Here is a 20,435-nt window from a genome sequence, read left to right as displayed (position 1 = left end):
ATCACAAATCCCCGAAGCGGTTCTGCAGCAGGGACAAGGCGACGACCGGGGCGGTCTCGGTGCGCAGGATGCGCGGGCCGAGGGTCAAGGAGGCGAAGCCGGCATCGGCGGCAGCATCCACCTCGGCGTGGGAGAGGCCACCTTCGGGTCCGATCAACAACGCCGCCCGAACGGGGTCGTCATGCCGGTCGAGCCCCCCGGGCGTGCCGGGATGCAGCACCAGGCACAGGGGCTCGTCACGCTCGGCCAGCCAGTCGACCACGCTGCGCGGTGGATACACCGGCGGCAAGGTGGCTCGACCGCACTGTTCGCAGGCACTGGCCGCAACCGCCTGCCAATGGGCCAGTTTCTTGGCCTCGCGTTCGCCCTTGAGACGCACGTCACCATGTTCGGTGTAAAGCGGCGTGATCTCGGCGACGCCCAGTTCCACGGCCTTCTGGATGGCGTAGTCCATGCGGTCGCCCTTGGAGATGGCCTGCCCCAGGTGCACGGCCAGCGGCGACTCGCCACGTCCGGCGGCAACGCGTTCGACGCGAGCCACCACCTGCTTGCGACCGGCCTCGGTCAGGATCGCCTCGGCCTCATTGCCCTGACCATCGAAGATGATCACGGGCGCACCGGGCCCCAGGCGCAGGACTCTCGCCACATGGCGCGCCGCGCCATCGGGCAGAACCACGTCGCCGCCGGCCTGCAGCTCGGCGGCGACATGAATGCGAGGGGCCTTGCCCATCGAATGCTTGGCGCTCATCGCAACCAGCCTCTGACAGCCAAGGGTTACTGCGTGGCCTGCTCGCCCTGCTGCTGGGCCTCGCGCTGCTTGCGCTGGGCGTAGATCGCCTCGAAGTTCACCGGCGCCAGCATCAGCGGGGGGAAGCCGCCACGGTTGACCAGGCTATCGACGCATTCGCGAGCATAGGGGAACAGCACATTGGGGCAGAACGCACCCAGGGTATGATCCAGCTGCGCGCCCTCGAGGCCGCCGATGCGGAACATGCCGGCCTGCTCGACTTCGGCCAGGAAGGAAGTCGTGCCTTCCTCGCTATGAGTCACCTGGGCGGTGACCTTGACCACCACTTCGTAGAGGTCCTCACCGACTTTCTGGTGGGTGGTGTCCAGGTCCAGGCCGACCTTGGGCTTGAACGGCTGCTGGAACACCGACGGAGAGTTCGGCGCCTCGAAGGACAGATCCTTGATATAGATGCGCTGCAGGGCGAATTGTACCTGCGGCTTGTCCTGCTGGTCGGCGGCCTGGCCGTTGGCGCCGTTGCCTTGGTTGTTGTCTTCCGCCATGGAAATGCGTCCTTTACGTTAAATGGAGAATAGGAAAAATCGGCGTGTCACTTCTTGACCAGCGGCAGGCCGTCGGACTGCCACTGCGTCATGCCGCCCTTGAGCTTGAGTGCACGCTCGAAGCCGGCCTTGGCCAGCTTGCCCTGGACGGCACCGGAACTCTGGCCGTGCTTGCAGACCACGATGACCGGCTTGTCCTTGAACTTGTCGAGCTCGGCGATTCGGTCATCGATCCGGCTCTGGGGAATGTTGCGCGCGCCGGCGATATGGCCCGCCTTGAATTCCTTGGTCTCGCGGATGTCGAGCACCACGGCGTCCTCGCGATTGACCAGCTGAGTGGCCTCGCTGGTGGAAACACCATTGGCGCCGCTGCTGCGGACCTCGTAGAGGGCCCAGGCGAGTAACACCAGCAGGAAGGCGCCCACCAGCAGTGGATGGTTCTGCACGAATTCGAACAGCTGATCGATCATGGCTTGGAGTAACTCTTCTTCGGGTGCACGGTGAACGGGCCGGCAAGCGCCGGCGGCGCCCAGTATACATGATGCAGGCCCCGACCGAGGACGACCAAAATGACGCCCGGTGGACCCGTGCGATATGATGCCGTATGCAGTGGCAAGTCGCGACCCCGCCGACGGCCCGGAGGCGTCGCGCCCCTCGCTTCTTCACTATGAGGCTCCCATGACCGATACATCGACCCCGACACCCCGCCCGGTGGCACTGATCATCCTCGACGGCTACGGCCACAACCCGGATGCCGCCCACAATGCGGTCCAGGCCGCGCGCACGCCGGTAATGGATCGTCTCTGGGCAGAGCGTCCCCACGCCCTGCTGCATACCGACGGACGCTACGTGGGCCTGCCCGACGGCCAGATGGGCAACTCGGAAGTCGGCCACATGAACCTCGGGGCCGGGCGCATCGTCTATCAGGACTTCACGCGCATCACCAAGGCCATCGAAGACAACGAGCTGGCCGACAACGCCATCCTGACCGACGCCATCGACGCCGCCGTGAACGCCGGCAAGGCGGTCCACCTGCTCGGTCTGCTGTCGCCGGGCGGCGTGCACAGTCACGAGGACCACATCCTGGCCATGGCCGAACTGGCCGCCCAGCGCGGTGCCAAGCGCATCTACCTGCACGGTTTCCTCGACGGCCGCGATACCGCTCCGAAGAGCGCCCTGGCCTCCATCGAGCGGGCCAACGCCAAGCTGGCCGAGCTGGTCGGTGCCGACAACGGTTTCGTCGCCTCGTTGATCGGCCGCTATTTCGCCATGGACCGCGACAACCGCTGGGAGCGCGTCGAACAGGCCTACCGCCTGGTGACCGAAGGTCACGGCGAATATCGGGCCGCCAGTGCCGAGGCCGGCCTGCAGGCCGCCTACGAACGCGGCGAGACCGACGAATTCGTCACCTCCACCGCCATCGTGTCGAGTGGCACGCCGATCACCATGGAAGACGGCGACGCCGCCCTGTTCATGAACTTCCGCGCCGACCGCGCCAGGGAACTGACCCGCGCCTTCGTCGAGGACGACTTCGATGGTTTCGAGCGCCGGGCCCACCCCCGGCTGGCCAATGGCAGCCTGGTGACCATGACCCAGTATGCCGCCGACATCCCGGCACCGGCCGCCTTCCCGCCGGCCGACCTGCCCAACACCCTGGGCGAGGTGATGGAGCAGCGCGACCTGACCCAGCTGCGTATCGCCGAGACCGAAAAGTACGCTCACGTCACCTTCTTCTTCTCCGGCGGTCGCGAAGCCGAGTTCCAGGGCGAGACCCGGATCCTGGTGCCCTCGCCCCAGGACGTGAAGACCTATGACGAAAAGCCCGAGATGAGCGCCGTGGAGGTCACCGACCGCCTGGTCGATGCCATCGAATCCGACGCCTTCGATCTGATCGTGTGCAACTACGCCAACGGCGACATGGTCGGCCATACCGGTGACTTCGATGCCGCCGTGGCCGCCATCGAGGCCGTGGACACCTGCGTGGGTCGCGTGGTCGAGGCCATCGAGAAGGCCGGCGGCGCCTGCCTGATCACCGCCGACCACGGCAACGCCGAACAGATGGTGCACCCCGAGACCGGCGCGCCGCAGACCGCCCACACCACCTTCCAGGTACCGCTGGTCTATGTCGGCGAGCGTCCGCGCAAGCTCCTCGACGATGGCAGCCTGTGCGACCTCGCGCCGACACTGCTGGCGATGATGGACCAGCCGGTACCCGAAGAGATGACCGGCCGGATTCTGATCGAACCTCAGTGAGCGAGTCATTCCCACGCCGGAATGGCGCACGCTGCCTGCTGCCACTGGTGCTATGGCTGGCCGTATCGCCGGCCATAGCGGTCACCGATGAGCGAGAGGCACGCCAGCGACTGGACGCCATCGGTGAACGCATCCAGAGCGTCACCCAGGAGCTCGATGCCACCGGTCAGGAGCGGGACGAGGCCAGTGAGGCACTGCGCAAGATCGAGACGCAACTGGCCGAGACCCATAGCCGCCTCGACGACATTCAGGCGCAGCGACGCTCGCTGAACGACGAGGTCATCGAGTTGGAGGAGGAGCGCGAACGCCTGGAGGCCGAGCGCCAGGAGCAGATTGCCGCCCTCGAGCAACAGATCGATGCCCTCTATCGTCTCGGCCTGACCCCACAGCTCAAGCTGCTGCTCAATCAGGACGACCCGAGCCGGCTGGACCGCCTGCAGACCTACCTCAACCATCTCGCCGAAGCCCGCAATGCCCGGCTGGAGGAACTCGACAGGCTGGACAAGGCATTGGACGACAACCAGCAGGCCCTGGACGAGCGCGGCCAACAGCTGGAGCAACTGGCCGCCGAGCTGGAAAAACGCAGTGCCGAGCTGGCCAGCCAGATGGACGAGCGCAAGGCGCTGGTGGCCAAGCTGGACGAGCGCTACGCCACCAAGGAGGCGCGCTTGTCCGCCCTCGATCAGGACCGGGCGCATGCCGAGCAAGTGCTGCAGCAGGTGCAGGAGCGCCTGGCCCGCCTCGAGCGTCCGCCGCCCTCCACTGCCATCGGCGAAACCCGGGGCGATCTTCCCTGGCCGGTCCAGGGGAAGGTGACTTCCGCCTTCCGGCAGGGGCGCGGCGTGCATCGCGACGGTATGCTGATCCGCACCGCGGCCGGCACGCCGGTCGAGGCGGTACATGCCGGCCGGGTCGTGTTCGCCGACTGGATGCGCGGCTTCGGCAACCTGCTGATCATCGATCACGGCGATGGCGTGATGACCCTGTATGCCCACCTGCAGCACTTCAGCACCGAGGTCGGCGCCGCCATCGAGACGGGACAGACCATCGGCGTGGTGGGTGCCTCCGGGGGCCAGTCCTCCCCGGGCCTGTATTTCGAGGTGCGTCGTGCCGGGGATCCCATCGACCCCCAGAGCTGGGTGGCCCGGCGGTAAACGCCACGGGGACGTCCAGAACGACGTCCCCTCGCTTCAGTGTTTTCTTGGCCGCCATGCCCACGCTATGCTGGGCCCACTCCAATGGAACCGCGAGAGACCGCATGCCTCTAAGCCCCACACTCCGGCGCCGCCTGGGAGCGATACTGTTGCCCATCGCTCTCCTCGCCGCTCCGCTTCCCGTCGTCGCTGCAAACGAGACCGAAGACGACCTGCCGGTGGCCGAGATCCAGGCCTTCGCCGAGGTGTTCGAACGCATCAAGCGTGCCTATGTCGAGGAGGTCGACGACGCCACCCTGCTGCACAACGCCATGCGTGGCATGTTGAGCGAGCTGGACCCGCATTCCTCCTACCTCGACGCCGAGGCCTACGAGAACCTGCGCGAATCCACCCAGGGCGAGTTCGGCGGCGTGGGTATCGAGGTCGGCAAGCGCGACGGCCAGATCACCGTGATCACGCCCATCGATGACACACCTGCCTCACGCGCCGGCCTCCAGGCTCAGGACACCATCCTGCGCATCAACGACACCCCGACCGAGGGCATGTCGCTGCAGGAGGCGGTCGACCTGATGCGTGGCGACCCGGGTACCGACATCCGCCTGACCATCATCCGCCAGGGCGAGGATGCACCGCGCAACATCACCCTGGAGCGCGAGGTCATCCGGACCCAGAGCGTGAAGAGCGACACCCTGGCCCCGGGTTACGGTTACCTGCGGATCAGCCAGTTCCAGGCCCGCACCGGCGATCAGGTCGTCAACGCCCTGAACGAATTGACCGATGACGGCCCACTGCAGGGGCTGGTGCTCGACCTTCGCAACAACCCCGGTGGCGTGCTTCAGGCCGCCGTCGACGTGGCCGATGCCTTCCTCGACGATGGCCGCATCGTCTACACCGAAGGCCGGCTGGCCGACAGCGAATTGAGCTTCTATGCCAACCGCGCCACCACCGCCCCCGATGTCCCGCTGGTGGTGTTGATCAATGGCGGCAGCGCTTCGGCGGCGGAGATCGTCGCCGGCGCCCTGCAGGACCAGCGACGCGGCGTGGTGATGGGAACCGAGAGCTTCGGCAAGGGTTCGGTGCAGCAGATCATGCCGCTGGGCGAGAACGAGGCCCTCAAGCTGACCACCGCGCGCTACTTCACGCCGAGCGGCCGCTCCATTCAGGCCCAGGGCATCAAGCCCGATGTCGAGGTGGTGCGCGGTCGTCTCGAGGTCGCCCAGGACAACGGCCTGCGGGTCCGCGAAGCCGACCTGGAAGGCCACCTGTCCGGCAACGGCAAGGACGCGGAAAGCGGAGAGCTCAATGCCCGCCTGCGCGACGACTACCAGCTCGGCGAGGCCCTGAACCTGCTCAAGGCCTTGAACGTGCTGGATGAACGCAAGCGCTGACGACGAAACCGCTCACAGGCAGGTGTCGGGCAGGCGGCCCCGCCGACCCGCCGCCTGCTGCATCAGCAAACGCTTGACGGGGCCCAGCCGGTCGACGCCGGCGAGCCCCAGGTTGCGCGCCAGGGTCAGCGCCGGATGGCGCGCCCCGAACAGCAGCCTGAACCCATCCATCAGGCGCAACATGGCGGCATTGTCGCCCCGACGACGACGCGCATAACGCGCCAGCCAGGCCTCATCGCCCAGTGCGATGCCACGCCGCCGTGCCTCGAGCAGTTCCTCGGCCAGCACCGCCACATCCATCAAGCCCAGGTTGGCTCCCTGACCCGCCAAGGGGTGAATGCTGTGCGCGGCATCGCCCACCAGGGCCAGTCCCGGCAGTGTATAGCGTTCGGCGTGACGCTGGGTCAGCGGCAGGCACATCGCCCGGTCAGTCGGCGTCACCCGGCCCAGGCAGGCACCGATACCGGCCTCCAGCTCCGCTCCCAGCGCTTCAGCCGGCAACGCTGACAGCCGCTCGGCCTCATCCGGCGAGGTCGACCAGACGATCGAGCAATGACGGTCATCGCCGTCCAGGGTCAGCGGCAAGAACGCCAGCGGCCCATCGGCCAGGAAGGCCTGTCGTGCCACGCCGCCGTGAGGGCGTTCGGTGCACACCGAGGTCACCAGCGCCACCTGCCCGGTGTCATGCGACCGGGTCTCGATCCCGGCCATCTCCCGCAGCGGCGAACGCGCCCCATCGGCGGCCACCACCAGGGGCGCACTCAGCCTTTCGCCGTCTTCCAGGCACACCAGCGGGGCATCATGATGCGTCTCGAACCCGACGACCCGGGTAGCGAAACGCCGCCGTACCGAGGGCAGCTCCGCCAGACGCGCCTCCAGGGCCGCCACCACCACGTCATTCTCGACGATATGACCGAGGACCGGCAGGCCCGCCTGATCGGCGGAAAAACTCACCTCGCCGGAGCCTTCGCCGTCCCAGACCCGCATATGGTGATAAGGCGTGACACGACGCCCGCGCATCGACGCCCACACGCCCAGGCCATCCAGCAGGCGCTGGGACACCGGCGTCAGCGCACTGACCCGCAGATCCGCCGGCCCACGCCCTGCCGTCTCGGCATCCACGGGCCCCGGCCTGGCATCCAGCAGCATCACCGACACGCCGGCCTGCCCCAGCAGGCACGCCAGGGTCGCGCCGACCATGCCGCCACCGACGATCATCACCTCGTTGCCCGCCGTGTCAGTCTTCATGGGGCATCGTCCCTTTCATCTTTATCTCCGGCATCATCACCGCTCCATGCCCATGGCCCGCCTGGCCAAAGTGCGACGCAGCGGCCCCAGCAGATTGAGCCCCACCAGACCGGCGGCGCGGGCATGCGACAACAGCGGATGATCATAGCCGAACAGTCGCACCAGGCCATCGCTGAAACGAATCACATTGTCCCGATCCCCGCTGCGACGGGCCTCGAAATCGTTCAGCGTGGCCGCCTCTCCCGGCGCATCGCCGCGCGCCAGTCCCGCCTCGATGGCAGCCACCAGATCCATCACGCCTCGCAGCGCCAGGTTGAACCCCTGTCCGGCTACCGGATGCAGGGCATGGGCGGCATTGCCCATCACGGCCAGGCCCGGACGCACCGTTTCGCTGGCGGTGACCAGCGAGAGCGGATAAGCGTGGCGCTTGCCGACCCGACGGAAACGTCCCGCCCGATCCCCGAAGGAGGCCTGCAGGCGCGCCAGGAAATCGGCATCGGACAGTGCCAGGGCACCCCGCTCGCCGCCGGCCGCAAAGGTCCAGACCAGCGCCATGCGCTGTCCGGCCATGGGCAGCAGGGCGATCGGACCGGAAGGCGTGAAACGCTCGTAGGCCATGCCGTCGTGGGGGCGATCCAGCTCCACCGTGGCGATCACGGCAGCCTGCTCATAGGGATGTTCCCGACTCTCGATGCCAAGGCGCTCCTTGAGCCCCGACCGACCGCCATCGGCCAGGACCGTCAGCCCGGCCTCGAGCCGGGCGCCATCGGAAAGCTCCAGCCAATGGCCGCCGGCCCGGGGCTGGATGCTTTCCACCCGAGCCGGGCAATGCCAGGCCAGGGGCAGCTCGGCAAGCCGACGATGCAGGACACGCCCCATCCAGGCATTGGGAATCACATGCCCCATGGCCTCCTCGCCGAATTCCTCGGCACGCAACCGGGTCGCGCCCAGCCGCCCCCGCTCGCTGACATGAATGCAGCGGATCGGCGAGGCGCGCTCGGCCATGCTCGACCACACGCCCAGGCTGTCGAAATGATTCGCCGTTCCCCGAGAGATCGCGCTGGCCCGGGCATCGAAGCTCGGCTGCCAGGGGGCATCCAGGCCATCGGACACGGACGCGGCTTCGATCACCGCCACGGACAGCGCCCGGTCACGCATCAATGGCGCCAGCGCCGCCCCCAGGCTGGCACCGACCAGGCCGCCGCCGACGATCGCGATATCCACGCGCCGCGGCGCCTCAGCCGAGATCGATTCGCTCATGCGCGACTCTCCGACATTTCATAATGTACATTACATAAAGGCAATTTCGGTGGCTCGACAAGTGATCACTTTTCATCCAACAGGGCCTCGATATCAGCCACCTGCTTGGGTGCCGCTCGAGTCAGCACTTCGCACCCCTCGGCTGTCACGGCGACATCGTCCTCGATACGAATACCGATGCCGCGAAACGCTGCCGGCAGATCTTCGTCGTCCGGCATGTAGAGACCGGGTTCGATGGTGATCACCATGCCGGGCGTCAGGCATCGTGGTTCGCCATCCTGGCGATAATCGCCGACATCGTGGACATCGAGCCCCAGCCAGTGGGAGGTACCGTGGGGATAGAAACGCCTTGCCACGATCGACTCGGGCGTCTCCTCGCCATCGTCGCCCAGGATGTCCAGGGCCACGAGACCCGCCGCGAGATCCCGCACCACGCCTCGATGAAGCGCCTTGAGGGTGGTGCCGGGACGTACGGCCGCAATGGCGCGCTCCTGGGCCTCCAGCACCACCTCGTAGAGTGCCCGCTGCGCCGGCGAGAAACGCCCGTTGACCGGAAAGGTGCGCGTGATGTCACCGGCGTAGAGATCGAACTCGGCGCCAGCGTCGATCAGCACCAGATCCCCGTCGCACAAGGGCTCCCGGTTATCAATGTAGTGCAGTATGCCGGCATTGCGCCCGCCGGCGACGATGCTGGCGTAGGCCGGTCCGCTGCCGCCCCGCCAGCGAAACTCGTGCTCCAGCTCGGCCTGCAACTGGTATTCGGCAAGCCCCGGGCGGCAGGCCCGCATCGCCCGGCAATGGGCATGGGCACTGATCTCGCCGGCATGGCGCAGCAGGGCGAGCTCGGCGTCGCTCTTGACGAGACGCTGCTCATGCAGCATCGGCGTCACATCGGCAAAGGCCAGCAGCGGCGGCTGCACAGCCTGGCAAGGCCGAGTCAGCAACTCGCCGCGCAGCCGCTCCGCCAGGCGCAATGCCGAGGCATCGCCAAGGGGCAGATAGAGCGTGACACGCCCCTCCAGCAACTCGAGCAGATGGGCATCGCGCTCGGCATTCTCGAAGGCTTGATCGACCCCGTGGACGCGCACGGCCCCCTCGGCCCCGAGGCGACGCCCCGTCCAGGTCTCCATGGCCGGATCGCGATCCTGGCAGAACAGCACGCATTCCCCCTCGGCACGACCGGGCAGCAGCACCAGCAGGGCGTCCGGTTCGGGAAAGCCCGTCAGGTAGTGGAAGTCGCTGTCCTGGCGGAACGGGAATTCGCTGTCTCTGGAGCGAATGACCAGGGATGCACCGGGCAAGAGTACGGCGGCATCCGTCGGCAAGGCATCGATGAGGCGACGGCGTCGCCTCCGATATTCATCGAGATCGATGGGGGACGGGCGGGGCGGGGCGTCGAGTGGCATGGCGGCTCCTGGAGAACGACAAGGCGGGGTTTCCTCAGTGGGTCGGGCCCGGCTCATCAACCTGCTCGACCTGGGGCTTGCCGGGATGCTGCTCGGTATACAGCAGCATGGCTGCCATCCTCGCGTGTTCGGTCAGGGCGAACAGGTCATTCTCGTTCTCGGCGTTGTCCTCGAGATCCGTCTCGATATCCGCCAATCCGCCCAGGTCGTCGATGGCCTCCCTGAGCGCCTCCGACCACTGCTTGCGAGGCTCGTCGCCGGCATCGCGCACCACCTCGAGGAATCCCAGCGTCCATTCCTGAAGGCCCTGGGCGCGCTCCGCCAGCGAGAACAGCTCATCGGGCAGCAGGGGTTCATAGTTCATTTCCGCTGCGGACAAGGCTTCCAGCGTCTGGCGCCGCCAGCCCAGCAGGCGCTCGGCGGATGGCTCGTCCCGGGGCTGCTCGACGCCCAGGTTGACGCAGACCGTTTCCAGCCAGCCCTCGGCATCGAGGTCGTGCAACGCCAGCGAGGCGCACAGACGGCCGTCCAGGAAGGCCGGGGACTGCATGCTGCCATGCAGCAGGAAGGTATCGGCGATGGTGGAAAAGTCCTGGCGTTCGTTGATCAGTGACATGACGCGATCCTGGTGGAGCCGCGCGCGTTGACCGCGCGTGAAGGGCTCTCTTATAGTGACTGAAACTTCGTATTCCCCTCGATGTTAACGCATCGAGCCCCCGAGACGCGCCCTCGGCCCCCCGGAGCATCCATGAGCGACTCTTCACGGCCCACCATCGAGATCACCCTGCTGGAACGGCAGTACGTCATTGCCTGTCCGCCGGACGAGGAAAGCAAGCTCGAACGCGCGGCGCGCTACCTGGACCGCGCCATGCAGGGCATCCACGCCCAGGGCAAGGTGGTCGACCGCGAGAAGGTCGCCATCATGGCGGCCCTGAACATCGCCAACGAGTTGCTCGAGACCCAGGATGAACAACGCGCCGGCGAGCAGAGCCTGAGCGAGCTCAGCCAGCGACTGGAGAAGGCGCTTGCCGACGCTCCCGGCCGTTGAGGGGATTCTTCCCTTTGGCCAGGCCGGCGGCTCTGCTAGGATAGAAGACGTTCCCTGGGGTGTTCGCCAGTCGTTATAGTCCCTCGAGCCTATGCGCATTACCCAGGGGGCCAACAGCTAGTCGAACCCGTGTGCATGTCCGTGAGACGGAAAGCCTGACGGTTCGACTGCGGCCACCCACCTTGAACCAATGGGTTCAAGGGCCAGAACGACAGCGGCACTCTGGGGAACTTTGTCCAACATGAATTTCATGCAGGATCCTGCCGCACCCACCACACGACGCGAACTTCGGCGCGAACTGCGCCGCCGTCGGCGTGAACTCGACCCGCGCGAGCAGGCTGCCGCCTCCCGGCGACTGTGCCATGCCCTGCGTCGACTGCCGGAAGTCTTCAGAGCCCGACACGTGGCGCTCTACCTGCCCAACGACGGCGAGATCGACCCCACACCCCTGCTGCCCTGGCTCGCCAGACGCAGTGCCCGTGCCTACCTGCCGGTACTGCGCCCGCTGGCGCCCAATACCCTGTGGTTCGTCCACTACCATGGCGACACGCCCATGGTGACCAATCGTTTCGGCATCTCCGAACCCGATACCCGACACGGCGCGCATCGTGCCCGGCGTCGGGCGGCCTGGGCCCTGGACGTCGTCCTCCTGCCGCTGGTCGGCTTCGACGATGACGGCCAGCGCATCGGCATGGGAGGCGGCTTCTACGATCGGACCTTTGCGTTCACCCGTCGCCCCGGCCCCCGACCCCGCCTGATCGGCCTGGCCCATGACTGCCAGCGCGTCGAGCGACTCCCGACGGCATCCTGGGACGTGCCGCTGGACGCCATCGTCAGCGATCGCCGGATTCTGCGCCCCTGATCGGCCCTGCCCAACGAAGAAGGCGGCCGACACATCACGTATCGACCGCCCCGCTGTCCATGATCATCCGAGGATGCTGAAAGGTCGCGATCAGTTGCCCGCCAGCGCCTGAGCATAGCCGGTCACCACGACCGCGATGCTGAACAGCAGCACCAGTATCATGATCAGATCGGGCTTGCGCTTCATCGTCGACTCCCTCGTCGTTTTCTCTCGGCAATGTCATGAACCGTCATGCCTGAACGGTTGCATTTTCAGCGACAACATCCAGTAACGACAGAGTATTGTCGGCGATGCTGCCGCCATCTTCCGAAAACGCCATGAAAACACCGCCTATTGGCGCTCATGCCGCGCAGAGAGTAGCCGAGGGGGGCGGGCATGACAACCGCCATACCCGGAAAAACGCACAACCAAAGCCATTCTCGTGGGTTTCACGAGGTAAGTCAGCGCTCACATCGAATGACGGTCAGGCCATGAAAAGCCGATACGCCGGATTTTCGCTTTCCTTCCAGTAGCGATACCCGATGTCATCGAAGTAACCCTCGACATGGCTGCGATCGCCATTGGGCACCTGCATGCCCACCAGCACGCGTCCATAGGCGGCACCGTGGTTGCGGTAATGGAACAGCGAAATGTTCCAGTCCTGGGGCAGGTGCGTCAGGAAGTTCATCAGGGCGCCCGGACGCTCGGGGAACTCGAAACGATAGACTTCCTCTTCGAAGTGCTCCTTCGGGCGCCCTCCGCCCAGGTGGCGAATGTGCAGCTTGGCCAGTTCGTTATCGGTGAGATCTTCCACCGGATAGCCGGCGCCGCGCAGCTTGTCGATCACCGCCTGGCGATCCTCGCCGCCCGGCTTGACCTGGACCCCGACAAAGATATGCGCCTGCTCGGGGTCGGCATAGCGATAGTTGAACTCGGTAACCATGCGCTTGCCGATGGTCCGGCAGAACTTCTTGAAGCTGCCGGGGCGCTCGGGAATGGTCACCGCCAGGATCGCCTCGCGCTGCTCGCCCAGCTCGGTACGCTCGGCGATGTGCTGCAGGCGGTCGAAGTTGGTGTTGGCTCCCGAATTGATGCAGATCAGGGTCTCTCCGCTGGCCCCGGTCGACTGGATGTACTTCTTGAGGCCGGCCAGCGACAGGGCTCCGGAGGTCTCGGAGACCGCTCGGGTCTCCTCGAAGATGTCCTTCACCGCGGCGCACATCTCGTCGGTATTGACGGTGATGACGTCGTCCACCAGGTCGCGCATGATCGCGAAGGGCGCCTCGCCGATCTGCGCCACGGCCACCCCTTCGGCGAAGACACCGACCTGATCGAGTGTCACCCGCTCGCCGCTTTCCAGTGCCGCCTTGAGGCAGGCGCTGTCTTCCGACTCCACGCCGATCACCTTGATCTCCGGGCGCAGATACTTGACGTAGGCCGCAATGCCGGCGATCAGGCCACCACCGCCCACCGGCACGAAGATGGCATCCAGGCGCCCGCCATGCTGACGCAGGATCTCCATGGCGACGGTACCCTGGCCGGCGATGACATCGACATCGTCGAAGGGCGGGATATAGGTGTAGCCGTGTTCCTCGATCAACTCCTGGGCGTGGGCGGCGGCGGCGGCGAAGGCATCGCCCTTGAGCACCACCTTGGCGCCCCAGGCACGCACGGCTTGGACCTTGATCTCCGGGGTGATGCGCGGCATCACGATCACCGCCTTGACGCCCATCTGCTTGGCCGCCATTGCCAGCCCCTGGGCATGGTTGCCCGCCGAGGCGGCGATCACGCCCTTGGCCTTCTGTTCGTCGGACAGCTGGGCCATGCGATTGTAGGCGCCGCGAATCTTGAAGGAGTGGACCGGCTGCAGGTCCTCGCGCTTGATCAGGATCTGGTTGTTGAACCGACGGGAGAGAAAGGGGGCCGGCGAGATCGGCGTTTCCCGGGCGGCTTCGTAGACCCGGGCCTGAAGGATTTTCTTGACGGTGGCTTCGAGCATCCTGATATCCCAATGGGGTGTAGCGCGTGAGAACCGCGGGAGCCGCCGGCGACACGGATGCGCCCGACGCGTCCCGATGCGGCATGAAGGGAACCCTTATTGGTAGCATCCCGCCTGCCATGGCGTCCAGCACGAGGCGACGACATGGCCTATAATGGCGCCGCATTCGCCACCTACCGGAAAGCGAGCAGGACATGACCCAGGACGAACTCAAGGACGCCGTGGCCGCCGCCGCCCTCGACGAGATCCGCCCGTTACTCGGGCGCAACATCGTCATCGGTGTCGGCACCGGCTCCACCGCCAACCGTTTCATCGACAAGTTGGCCACGCTGCGCGGCGATTTCCGAGGCGCGGTAGCCAGCTCGGAGGCGACCGCCGAGCGACTGCGTGGCCATGGCATCGACGTCTTCGAACTCAACGAGACCGGCACGCTTCCCGTCTATGTCGACGGCGCGGACGAAGTGAACGCTCACTTGCACATGATCAAGGGCGGCGGCGCGGCCCTGACTCGCGAGAAGATCGTCGCCGCCTGCTCGGAACGCTTCGTGTGCATCGCCGATGCCTCCAAGCGCGTCGAGCGCCTGGGCGACTTCCCGCTGCCCGTGGAGGTGATTCCCATGGCGCGTTCCTACGTGGCCCGGGAACTGGTCAAGCTGGGGGCGGATCCGGTCTACCGCGAAGGGGTGGTCACCGACAACGGCAATCAGATTCTCGACTGCTACGAGTTCATGATCGACGACCCTGAATCCATGGAAGCCCGGCTCAATGCCATCGTCGGTGTGGTGACCAATGGCCTGTTCGCCGCCCGCGGCGCCGATGTATTGCTGCTCGGCACCGACCAGGGTGTGGAACGTCTGACACCGCAGTAAGCAAGTAGTCACTCACCTGGAAAGCAGCGTCTCCAGGCCATCCAGGGTTCGGGCCAGGGCCCCTCGATTGGCCTCGACCACCGTTCGGCCGGCCTCGGCGAGTCGCTGCCTTTCCGCCGGCTCGTCGAACAAGCGCAACAGGGCTGCCGCCAGGGCCTCGCCGTCGGCCACTTCCACCAGGGCCTGGTGCTCGCGCAGCGTCTCGGCCACGTCCTCGAAGTTGGCCAGTTCGGGGCCGGTCAGCACCGGCACGCCCATGGCGGCCGGCTCGAGCAGGTTGTGACCGCCTACCGGCACGAGGCTGCCGCCGACGAAGGCCAGGTCCGCCGCGCCGTAGAGGGCTCGCAGCTCGCCCATGGTGTCGCCCAGATAGACGGCCGTTTCGGAACCCGGCGCCTCGCCTTTCGAGCGTCGGGCGCATGCCAGCCCGCGTGCCGCACAGAGCTCGGCCACCGCCTCGAAGCGTCGGGGATGACGCGGCACCAGGATCAGCAACGCCTCAGACCGTATCTCGCGCACCCGGGCATGGGCCGTCAGCAGCGCCTCGTCCTCACCGGGATGCGTGGACCCCGCCACCCAGACCGGTCGCCCGCCCAACAAGGTATGCAAGCGCTCACTCACCTTGAAGGCCTCGTCATTCAGGGCGATATCGAACTTCAGCGAGCCAGTCACCGAGGTGGCGTCCTCCGCCATGCCGAGTGCTGCGAAGCGTTCGGCGTCCTGCCGTGACTTGGCGCCCAGCCAGTCGACATGGGACAGCGCCTCTTGCATCAAGCGACGCAGGCGTCGGTAAGTGCGAAACGAACGCGCCGACAGGCGGCCGTTGACCACGGCCACGGGTACGCCGCGCCGCGCGCAGGAGGCCAGCAGGTTGGGCCAGAGCTCGGTCTCGAAGAAAATCGCCAACCGCGGTCTCAGGCGAGCAACGAACCGCCGGGCGGCGCAGGGAAAGTCCAGGGGCAGGAAGTAATGACTCACTTCGCCTCCAGCCTCGTCGCTGGCGGCTTCGGCCAATGCCACGGCACGTTCGGCGCCGGTGGCCGTCATGGTGGTGATCACCAGGCGGTGCTGCGGGTAGCGCTTGCGCAAGGCCTCGATCAGCGGTTGCGCGGCCTGGACCTCGCCGACCGAGGCGCAATGCAACCACAACGGACGATCGGCGTCCGACGAGGCGGGAATCCAGCCGAGCCGCTCGCCCCGTGAGCGTCCGGCACGATGCTCGCGCCACACGCGCCACCAGAGCAGCGGTGCCAGCGCCAGCAGGGCGGCGGAATAGAGGCGACGCGTCCAGGGATGGCCGCCGGCCATCAGCGTTCCCGATCGAGAATGGTGGAGATCATGGCAGTGGTGGAGACGCCGTCCTCGAAGCCCAGCACCTTCACCTCGCCCCCGGCGGCACGCACCGCCTCGCCACCAGCGATCTGTTCGGGCTGGTAATCGCCGCCCTTGACCAGCACATCGGGCAGTACCGCCTCGATCAGCCGCTGCGGGGTATCCTCGGCGAACGGCACCACCCAGTCGACGGCGCCCAGTCCGGCCAGCACCTGCATGCGCCGCGCCAGGGGATTGATTGGCCGCGAGGCGCCCTTGAGTCGGGCGATGGAGGCATCGTCGTTGACCGCCACGATCAGCCGGTCGCCGAGCTGGCGGGCGTGCTCGAGGTAGGCCACATGACCGGCATGCAGGATGTCGAAGCAGCCGTTGGTCATCACCACACGCTCGCCCCTCGCCTGGGCGGCGCGCACGGCCTCGCACAACGGCGCTTCCTCGATGACACCGAACTCGGCCAGTTTATCGCCGTGCACGGCGGTATAGAGCTCGGCGATGGACAGGGTCGCGGTGCCGGGCTTGGCGACCACCAGGCCGGCGGCCAGGTTGGCGAGCGTCATGGCCTCGGGGAAGCCGTGACCGGCGGCCAGCGCCAGCCCCAGTACGCCGATCACGGTATCGCCGGCACCGGTCACGTCGAAGACCTCCCGGGCCCGGGTCGGCAGATGCAGGGGTTCGGCCCCCTCGCGGATCAACGTCATGCCTTTCTCGCTGCGGGTGATCAGCAGCGCCTCAAGCTCCAGCTCGGCACGCAACGCCTCGCCGCGAGCGGCCAGGGTGGCGTCATCGGGGCAAGGCCCCGCCACCGCCTCGAACTCGGCCAGGTTGGGCGTGATCACGCTGGCACCGCGGTACTTGCTGAAATCGCTGCCCTTGGGGTCGACCAGCACCCGCTTGCCGGCATCGCGTACCCGAGCGATCAGGGCGGCGACATCGGTCAGGGTTCCCTTGCCGTAATCGGAGAGGATCACCAGATCGGCATCGGGCAGCGCTTCTTCCACCTGGGCCGCCAGCCCTTGCGTATCGACCTTTCCCAGCCCTTCCTCGAAATCGAGCCGGATAAGCTGCTGGTTGCGGCTCATCACCCGCAGCTTGGTGATAGTTGGAATATCGGGGCTACGGACGAAGTGAGTGCTTACACCGGCATCCTCCAGGCGATGCACCAGTCGATCGGCATTGCCGTCGTCGCCGACCAGGCCGGCCAGTGCCGCCCGAGCCCCGAGCGAGGCGATGTTGAGCGCCACGTTGGCAGCCCCCCCCGGGCGATCTTCATCCTCTTCGACCCTGACCACGGGAACCGGGGCCTCGGGAGAGATGCGCGAAGTGCCGCCATGCAGGTAACGATCGAGCATGACATCGCCCACCACCAACAGGCGAGAGTGCTCAAGGGCTGTCAGATCAAGTTTCATCGGGGAACTCCGTTTGCTTGCGGGCCGAGGTCGTGGCCAACAACGCCTCGAGTCGGTCGATTACATCATCGGCCTGAATCAGCGACATCGCATCGGGGTGACGGACACGCTGCCCCCAGGGCAGCGTCTCGGGGTCCTTGTGCAGATAGGCCCGCACGGCGTCGGGGTAGCGGTTGACCACGAAGTCGCGCCAGCAATAAGGCCCGGCACGCTCCGGGTTGGTCGTGGCGAACAGGCCGACGGTGGGCGTGCCCATGGCATTGGCCATGTGGACCGGCCCCGAATCCGGCGCGATCACCGCCCGCGCCCCGTCGATCAAGGCCAGCAGCCCCTTGAGCGAGGACTCGCCGATCGCATCGATGACCGCGCCGGGCTGGGACTGCGCGGCGATGCGCTGCCCCATCTCGCGTTCCTGGGTGCTGCCGCCACCGGTCAGCACCGTCTTCAGGCCATGCTGCACCCAGACGTGCTCGACCACCGCGGCGTAGCCCTCCGCCGACCAGTTGCGGAAGTTGCGCAGACGCGGATTGGCACAGGGGCTCATCAGAATATAGGGCGCTCCCGACGTGAAGCCGGCCGCTTCCTTGCGGGCACTCTCGGGCACCGGCAATGACCAGTCCAGCGAGAGGTCCTCGACGCCCAGCAGCCGGGCGAAATCGAGAAAGGATTCCAGGACATGGGCCTGCGGATGAGGGGCGAGCTGTCGATGGGTGAACCAGTGCTGGGCGTCCTTGGCACGCGCCTTGTCGTAGCCGATGCGCAGGTCTGCCTTGAGCCCCAGCGACAGCACGCTGGCCCGCAGGGCCTGTTGCATGTGCAGCAGCACGTCGAAGCGGGTATCGCCGAGGCGCCGCCAGAGCTCGCGCATGCCCGCAAGCCCGGTGGACTTGTCATAGACGATGAACTCGACCCCGGAAAGTCCGGCCAGTAGACTGTGCTCGCCCTTGCCGATGATCCAGGTGATGCGCGCCTCGGGCCATTGGCGTTGCAGGGCACGAACCGTCGGTACCAGGTTGCAGACATCGCCCAGGGCGGAGAGACGCAGCACGCCGATGTGCGCAGGTCGGACGGGCAGAGGATGCTTCATGCGATTGGCAACGTATCGAACGGGAAAGATTGGCATTCTATATGATGCGGACAGTTTATGTGACGCCGACGGGGCGCCACAAATCGGGCCGCACCTCTTCGATCCCGAGTACTGGCGCCAGGCAGGCAAGGTGGTCGGCGAAGCACCCGGGCGCGGCGCCAGCCTGTTCATCGCGGCGGGCGACGAGCAATGGGTGCTGCGTCCCTATCGTCGCGGCGGACTCATCGCCCGCATCAGCACCGAGCGTTACCTGTGGTGCGGGGCAGAACGCAGCCGCGCCTTTCGCGAGATGCGCCTGACCGCCCACCTCCACGCGCTCGGCCTGCCCGTGCCCCGTCCGGTGGCCGCCGGCGTGACCCGCCACGGCCTCACCTACGAAGCCGGCCTGATCACCGTTCGCCTGCCCGACGCCCGCGCACTCGCCGAATGTCTCTCCGAAGCCGACGAGGCCTTGCTGCATCGGGTCGGCCGTACCATACGCCGTTTCCACGACGCCGGCCTCGACCATGTGGACCTCAACGCCCGCAACCTGCTGGTCGACCCCGAGGGTGCGATCTGGCTGATCGATCTGGATCGATGTCGTCTGCGCACCCCCGGCGGCTGGCAGGACGCCAACCTCGAGCGCCTGGCCCGCTCGCTGGCCAAGTTCGATGCGCCCTCGGCCATCGCTGCCGTCCGGGAGGGTTACGCCTCCGGGGCCGCTTCCTGACCGGCATATTCCCCGACCAGGGCCGCCACATGGCCTGACAGCGTGAATTCCTCCTGAACGCGACGCCGCCCGGCCGCCCCGAGCCTTTCACGCAGACCGGCATCTCCCAGAAGTTCGACCAGCGCCGCGGCCCAGGCCTCCGGCGCATCGGGCGCGGCGAGGCGCCCCGTCTCCTCGCTGACCAATTCGGGGATGGCGCCACTCGACGAGCCCACCACCGGGCGACCAGCCGCCATGGCTTCGATGACCGTCAGGCCGAAGGCCTCATTGCGCGACGGGACACAGACGATATCCAGTGCCTTCAGGCAGGACGGCAGGTCGGAGCGGAAACCGGCGAAGCTCACTCGCGACTCGAGCCCCAGCTCGGCCACGCGTCCGCGCAGCTCGGCGACGACCGCTTCGTCGCTGCCCTCGCCTACCGTGAGCCCGCCGATCAACACCCCTTGCCAGGCCTGGTCGGGAGCCATCTCGGCCAGCCGGCCCAGGGCTTCGATCCACAGCGCCTGCCCCTTGCCCCGGGAGAAACGCCCCGGCAGCCCAATGGCCACCGCCCCTTCCGGTATGCCCAGTTCGGCACGCAGCGCCGACTTCTCGCCGGCATCGAGATCATCGACATAAGGCGCCGGGTCGATGCTCAGGTAAAGCCGCCGGATCCGTTCGGCCGGCAGCGGAAAGGCATTCAGGTTGCGCCGTCGCGTTGCCTCGCTGATCGAGAACAGGCGATGCACCTTGCCGTAACTCCAGCGATGAAAGGGGTCGCGCTTGGGGCGGGTAACCCCCATGTGATCGGTGAAGAACAGCCGGAGTTGCGGTCGCAGGCTGACCAGCAGCGCCCCCAGTCGCAGGTCGCTGGACTTGTGACAATGCAGCACCTCGATACCATGGGCCTTCAAGTAGGCCAGGATACGCCGGACGCGCCACAGCGCCTGCCCGCGGGAGCCAACCGTCAAGGGGTCGATGCCGGCGTCGACGAGGCTCGAGGCGACGCGGGAGCCTTCGAGGGCCAGGCCGTGCGCCTCCCACCCCTGACGAGCCAGCTCAGGTATAATCCGAGCCGGATACATTTCGAGTCCGCCCCAACCGTCGGAAAGGCAGATCTGCATGACCTTGGGCTTCAAGGCATCCTCCGTTAGCGGTATCGGGGT

The 20,435-nt window shown here is 66.8% G+C and carries 19 protein-coding genes and 1 other RNA gene; 8 read left to right on the top strand and 12 right to left on the bottom strand.

Translation table 11 applies throughout. From position 1 onward, the window contains the following. Nucleotide 1: 1 nt before the first annotated feature. From HELO_RS00175 to HELO_RS00165, 3 genes are read right to left on the bottom strand one after another with little or no spacing between them, the layout of a single operon-like run. On the bottom strand, nucleotides 2–748 hold the full coding sequence (locus HELO_RS00175; protein WP_013330791.1) for a 16S rRNA (uracil(1498)-N(3))-methyltransferase: 747 nt from the start codon (nucleotides 746–748) through the stop codon (nucleotides 2–4). A 26-nt stretch (nucleotides 749–774) separates the two neighbouring features. After that, complete coding sequence (gene secB / locus HELO_RS00170) at nucleotides 775–1,290, bottom strand: protein-export chaperone SecB (RefSeq protein WP_013330790.1); 516 nt, start codon at nucleotides 1,288–1,290, stop codon at nucleotides 775–777. 47 nt (nucleotides 1,291–1,337) lie between these two features. Continuing rightward, on the bottom strand, nucleotides 1,338–1,760 hold the full coding sequence (locus HELO_RS00165) for a rhodanese-like domain-containing protein (protein ID WP_013330789.1): 423 nt from the start codon (nucleotides 1,758–1,760) through the stop codon (nucleotides 1,338–1,340). Nucleotides 1,761–1,968: 208 nt separating this feature from the next. On the opposite strand from HELO_RS00165, the gene gpmI reads away from it, so the two are divergent. The 3 genes from gpmI (at nucleotide 1,969) to HELO_RS00150 (ending at nucleotide 6,085) form a co-directional block, all read left to right on the top strand. Continuing rightward, nucleotides 1,969–3,543 (top strand): 2,3-bisphosphoglycerate-independent phosphoglycerate mutase, encoded by a 1,575-nt coding sequence (gpmI, locus tag HELO_RS00160; RefSeq protein ID WP_013330788.1) that lies wholly within the window; start codon nucleotides 1,969–1,971, stop codon nucleotides 3,541–3,543. Next, complete coding sequence (locus HELO_RS00155; protein ID WP_232519608.1) at nucleotides 3,540–4,697, top strand: murein hydrolase activator EnvC family protein; 1,158 nt, start codon at nucleotides 3,540–3,542, stop codon at nucleotides 4,695–4,697. Before gpmI ends, HELO_RS00155 begins: the two co-directional genes overlap by 4 nt. Nucleotides 4,698–4,801: 104 nt before the next feature. Continuing rightward, nucleotides 4,802–6,085, top strand: coding sequence for a S41 family peptidase (locus HELO_RS00150; protein WP_041601817.1), 1,284 nt, complete (start codon nucleotides 4,802–4,804; stop codon nucleotides 6,083–6,085). Nucleotides 6,086–6,097: 12 nt separating this feature from the next. Here the strand turns inward: HELO_RS00150 and HELO_RS00145 are convergent, their stop codons facing one another. The 4 genes from HELO_RS00145 to HELO_RS00130 form a co-directional block, all read right to left on the bottom strand. After that, nucleotides 6,098–7,333, bottom strand: a complete 1,236-nt coding sequence (locus HELO_RS00145; protein ID WP_013330785.1) for a UbiH/UbiF/VisC/COQ6 family ubiquinone biosynthesis hydroxylase — start codon at nucleotides 7,331–7,333, stop codon at nucleotides 6,098–6,100. Nucleotides 7,334–7,369: 36 nt separating this feature from the next. Beyond that, on the bottom strand, nucleotides 7,370–8,593 hold the full coding sequence (gene ubiH, locus HELO_RS00140; RefSeq protein ID WP_013330784.1) for a 2-octaprenyl-6-methoxyphenyl hydroxylase: 1,224 nt from the start codon (nucleotides 8,591–8,593) through the stop codon (nucleotides 7,370–7,372). A gap of 65 nt (nucleotides 8,594–8,658) precedes the next feature. Next, on the bottom strand, nucleotides 8,659–9,999 hold the full coding sequence (locus HELO_RS00135; RefSeq protein WP_013330783.1) for an aminopeptidase P N-terminal domain-containing protein: 1,341 nt from the start codon (nucleotides 9,997–9,999) through the stop codon (nucleotides 8,659–8,661). A 34-nt stretch (nucleotides 10,000–10,033) separates the two neighbouring features. Then, complete coding sequence (locus HELO_RS00130; protein ID WP_013330782.1) at nucleotides 10,034–10,615, bottom strand: UPF0149 family protein; 582 nt, start codon at nucleotides 10,613–10,615, stop codon at nucleotides 10,034–10,036. Nucleotides 10,616–10,747: 132 nt separating this feature from the next. Between HELO_RS00130 and HELO_RS00125 the strand changes: the two genes are divergently transcribed. From HELO_RS00125 to HELO_RS00115, 3 genes are all read left to right on the top strand, one after another. Continuing rightward, the gene (locus HELO_RS00125) at nucleotides 10,748–11,047 is read left to right on the top strand and encodes a cell division protein ZapA (RefSeq protein WP_013330781.1); all 300 of its coding nucleotides are present in this window, start codon (nucleotides 10,748–10,750) and stop codon (nucleotides 11,045–11,047) included. Between the two features lie 48 nt (nucleotides 11,048–11,095). Then, nucleotides 11,096–11,280: non-coding RNA, 6S RNA (ssrS, locus tag HELO_RS00120), on the top strand. Nucleotides 11,281–11,288: 8 nt separating this feature from the next. Next, the gene (locus HELO_RS00115; protein ID WP_013330780.1) at nucleotides 11,289–11,909 is read left to right on the top strand and encodes a 5-formyltetrahydrofolate cyclo-ligase; all 621 of its coding nucleotides are present in this window, start codon (nucleotides 11,289–11,291) and stop codon (nucleotides 11,907–11,909) included. Nucleotides 11,910–12,372: 463 nt separating this feature from the next. On the opposite strand, the gene ilvA is transcribed toward HELO_RS00115, so the two are convergent. Further along, complete coding sequence (gene ilvA, locus HELO_RS00110) at nucleotides 12,373–13,893, bottom strand: threonine ammonia-lyase, biosynthetic (RefSeq protein ID WP_262983967.1); 1,521 nt, start codon at nucleotides 13,891–13,893, stop codon at nucleotides 12,373–12,375. A gap of 188 nt (nucleotides 13,894–14,081) precedes the next feature. Here ilvA and rpiA point away from each other — a divergent pair, with 188 nt between their 5' ends. Further along, nucleotides 14,082–14,756 carry a ribose-5-phosphate isomerase RpiA gene (gene rpiA, locus HELO_RS00105; protein WP_013330778.1) on the top strand — a complete coding sequence of 225 codons (675 nt, stop codon included), beginning with the start codon at nucleotides 14,082–14,084 and terminating at the stop codon, nucleotides 14,754–14,756. A 12-nt stretch (nucleotides 14,757–14,768) separates the two neighbouring features. Here the strand turns inward: rpiA and waaA are convergent, their stop codons facing one another. From waaA to HELO_RS00090, 3 genes are read right to left on the bottom strand one after another with little or no spacing between them, the layout of a single operon-like run. Beyond that, complete coding sequence (waaA, locus tag HELO_RS00100) at nucleotides 14,769–16,064, bottom strand: lipid IV(A) 3-deoxy-D-manno-octulosonic acid transferase (protein ID WP_013330777.1); 1,296 nt, start codon at nucleotides 16,062–16,064, stop codon at nucleotides 14,769–14,771. Continuing rightward, nucleotides 16,064–17,494, bottom strand: coding sequence for a bifunctional D-glycero-beta-D-manno-heptose-7-phosphate kinase/D-glycero-beta-D-manno-heptose 1-phosphate adenylyltransferase HldE (gene hldE, locus HELO_RS00095; RefSeq protein ID WP_013330776.1), 1,431 nt, complete (start codon nucleotides 17,492–17,494; stop codon nucleotides 16,064–16,066). The genes waaA and hldE overlap by 1 nt, the downstream gene beginning before the upstream one ends. Beyond that, complete coding sequence (locus HELO_RS00090; protein ID WP_041601816.1) at nucleotides 17,484–18,581, bottom strand: glycosyltransferase family 9 protein; 1,098 nt, start codon at nucleotides 18,579–18,581, stop codon at nucleotides 17,484–17,486. Before HELO_RS00090 ends, hldE begins: the two co-directional genes overlap by 11 nt. Between HELO_RS00090 and HELO_RS00085 the strand changes: the two genes are divergently transcribed. Next, on the top strand, nucleotides 18,580–19,290 hold the full coding sequence (locus HELO_RS00085; RefSeq protein WP_041601815.1) for a 3-deoxy-D-manno-octulosonic acid kinase: 711 nt from the start codon (nucleotides 18,580–18,582) through the stop codon (nucleotides 19,288–19,290). The two genes, HELO_RS00090 and HELO_RS00085, sit on opposite strands and share 2 nt — an antisense overlap. Here HELO_RS00085 and HELO_RS00080 read toward each other — a convergent pair. After that, nucleotides 19,266–20,408, bottom strand: coding sequence for a glycosyltransferase family 4 protein (locus HELO_RS00080; RefSeq protein WP_232519607.1), 1,143 nt, complete (start codon nucleotides 20,406–20,408; stop codon nucleotides 19,266–19,268). The two genes, HELO_RS00085 and HELO_RS00080, sit on opposite strands and share 25 nt — an antisense overlap. Between the last annotated feature and the right edge of the window lie 27 nt (nucleotides 20,409–20,435).

The sequence above is a fragment of the Halomonas elongata DSM 2581 genome (assembly GCF_000196875.2).
In the GTDB taxonomy this organism is placed as follows: domain Bacteria; phylum Pseudomonadota; class Gammaproteobacteria; order Pseudomonadales; family Halomonadaceae; genus Halomonas; species Halomonas elongata.
Note: the sequence above shows the minus strand (reverse complement) of the source record. Positions and strands in the feature narration are given on the sequence as shown.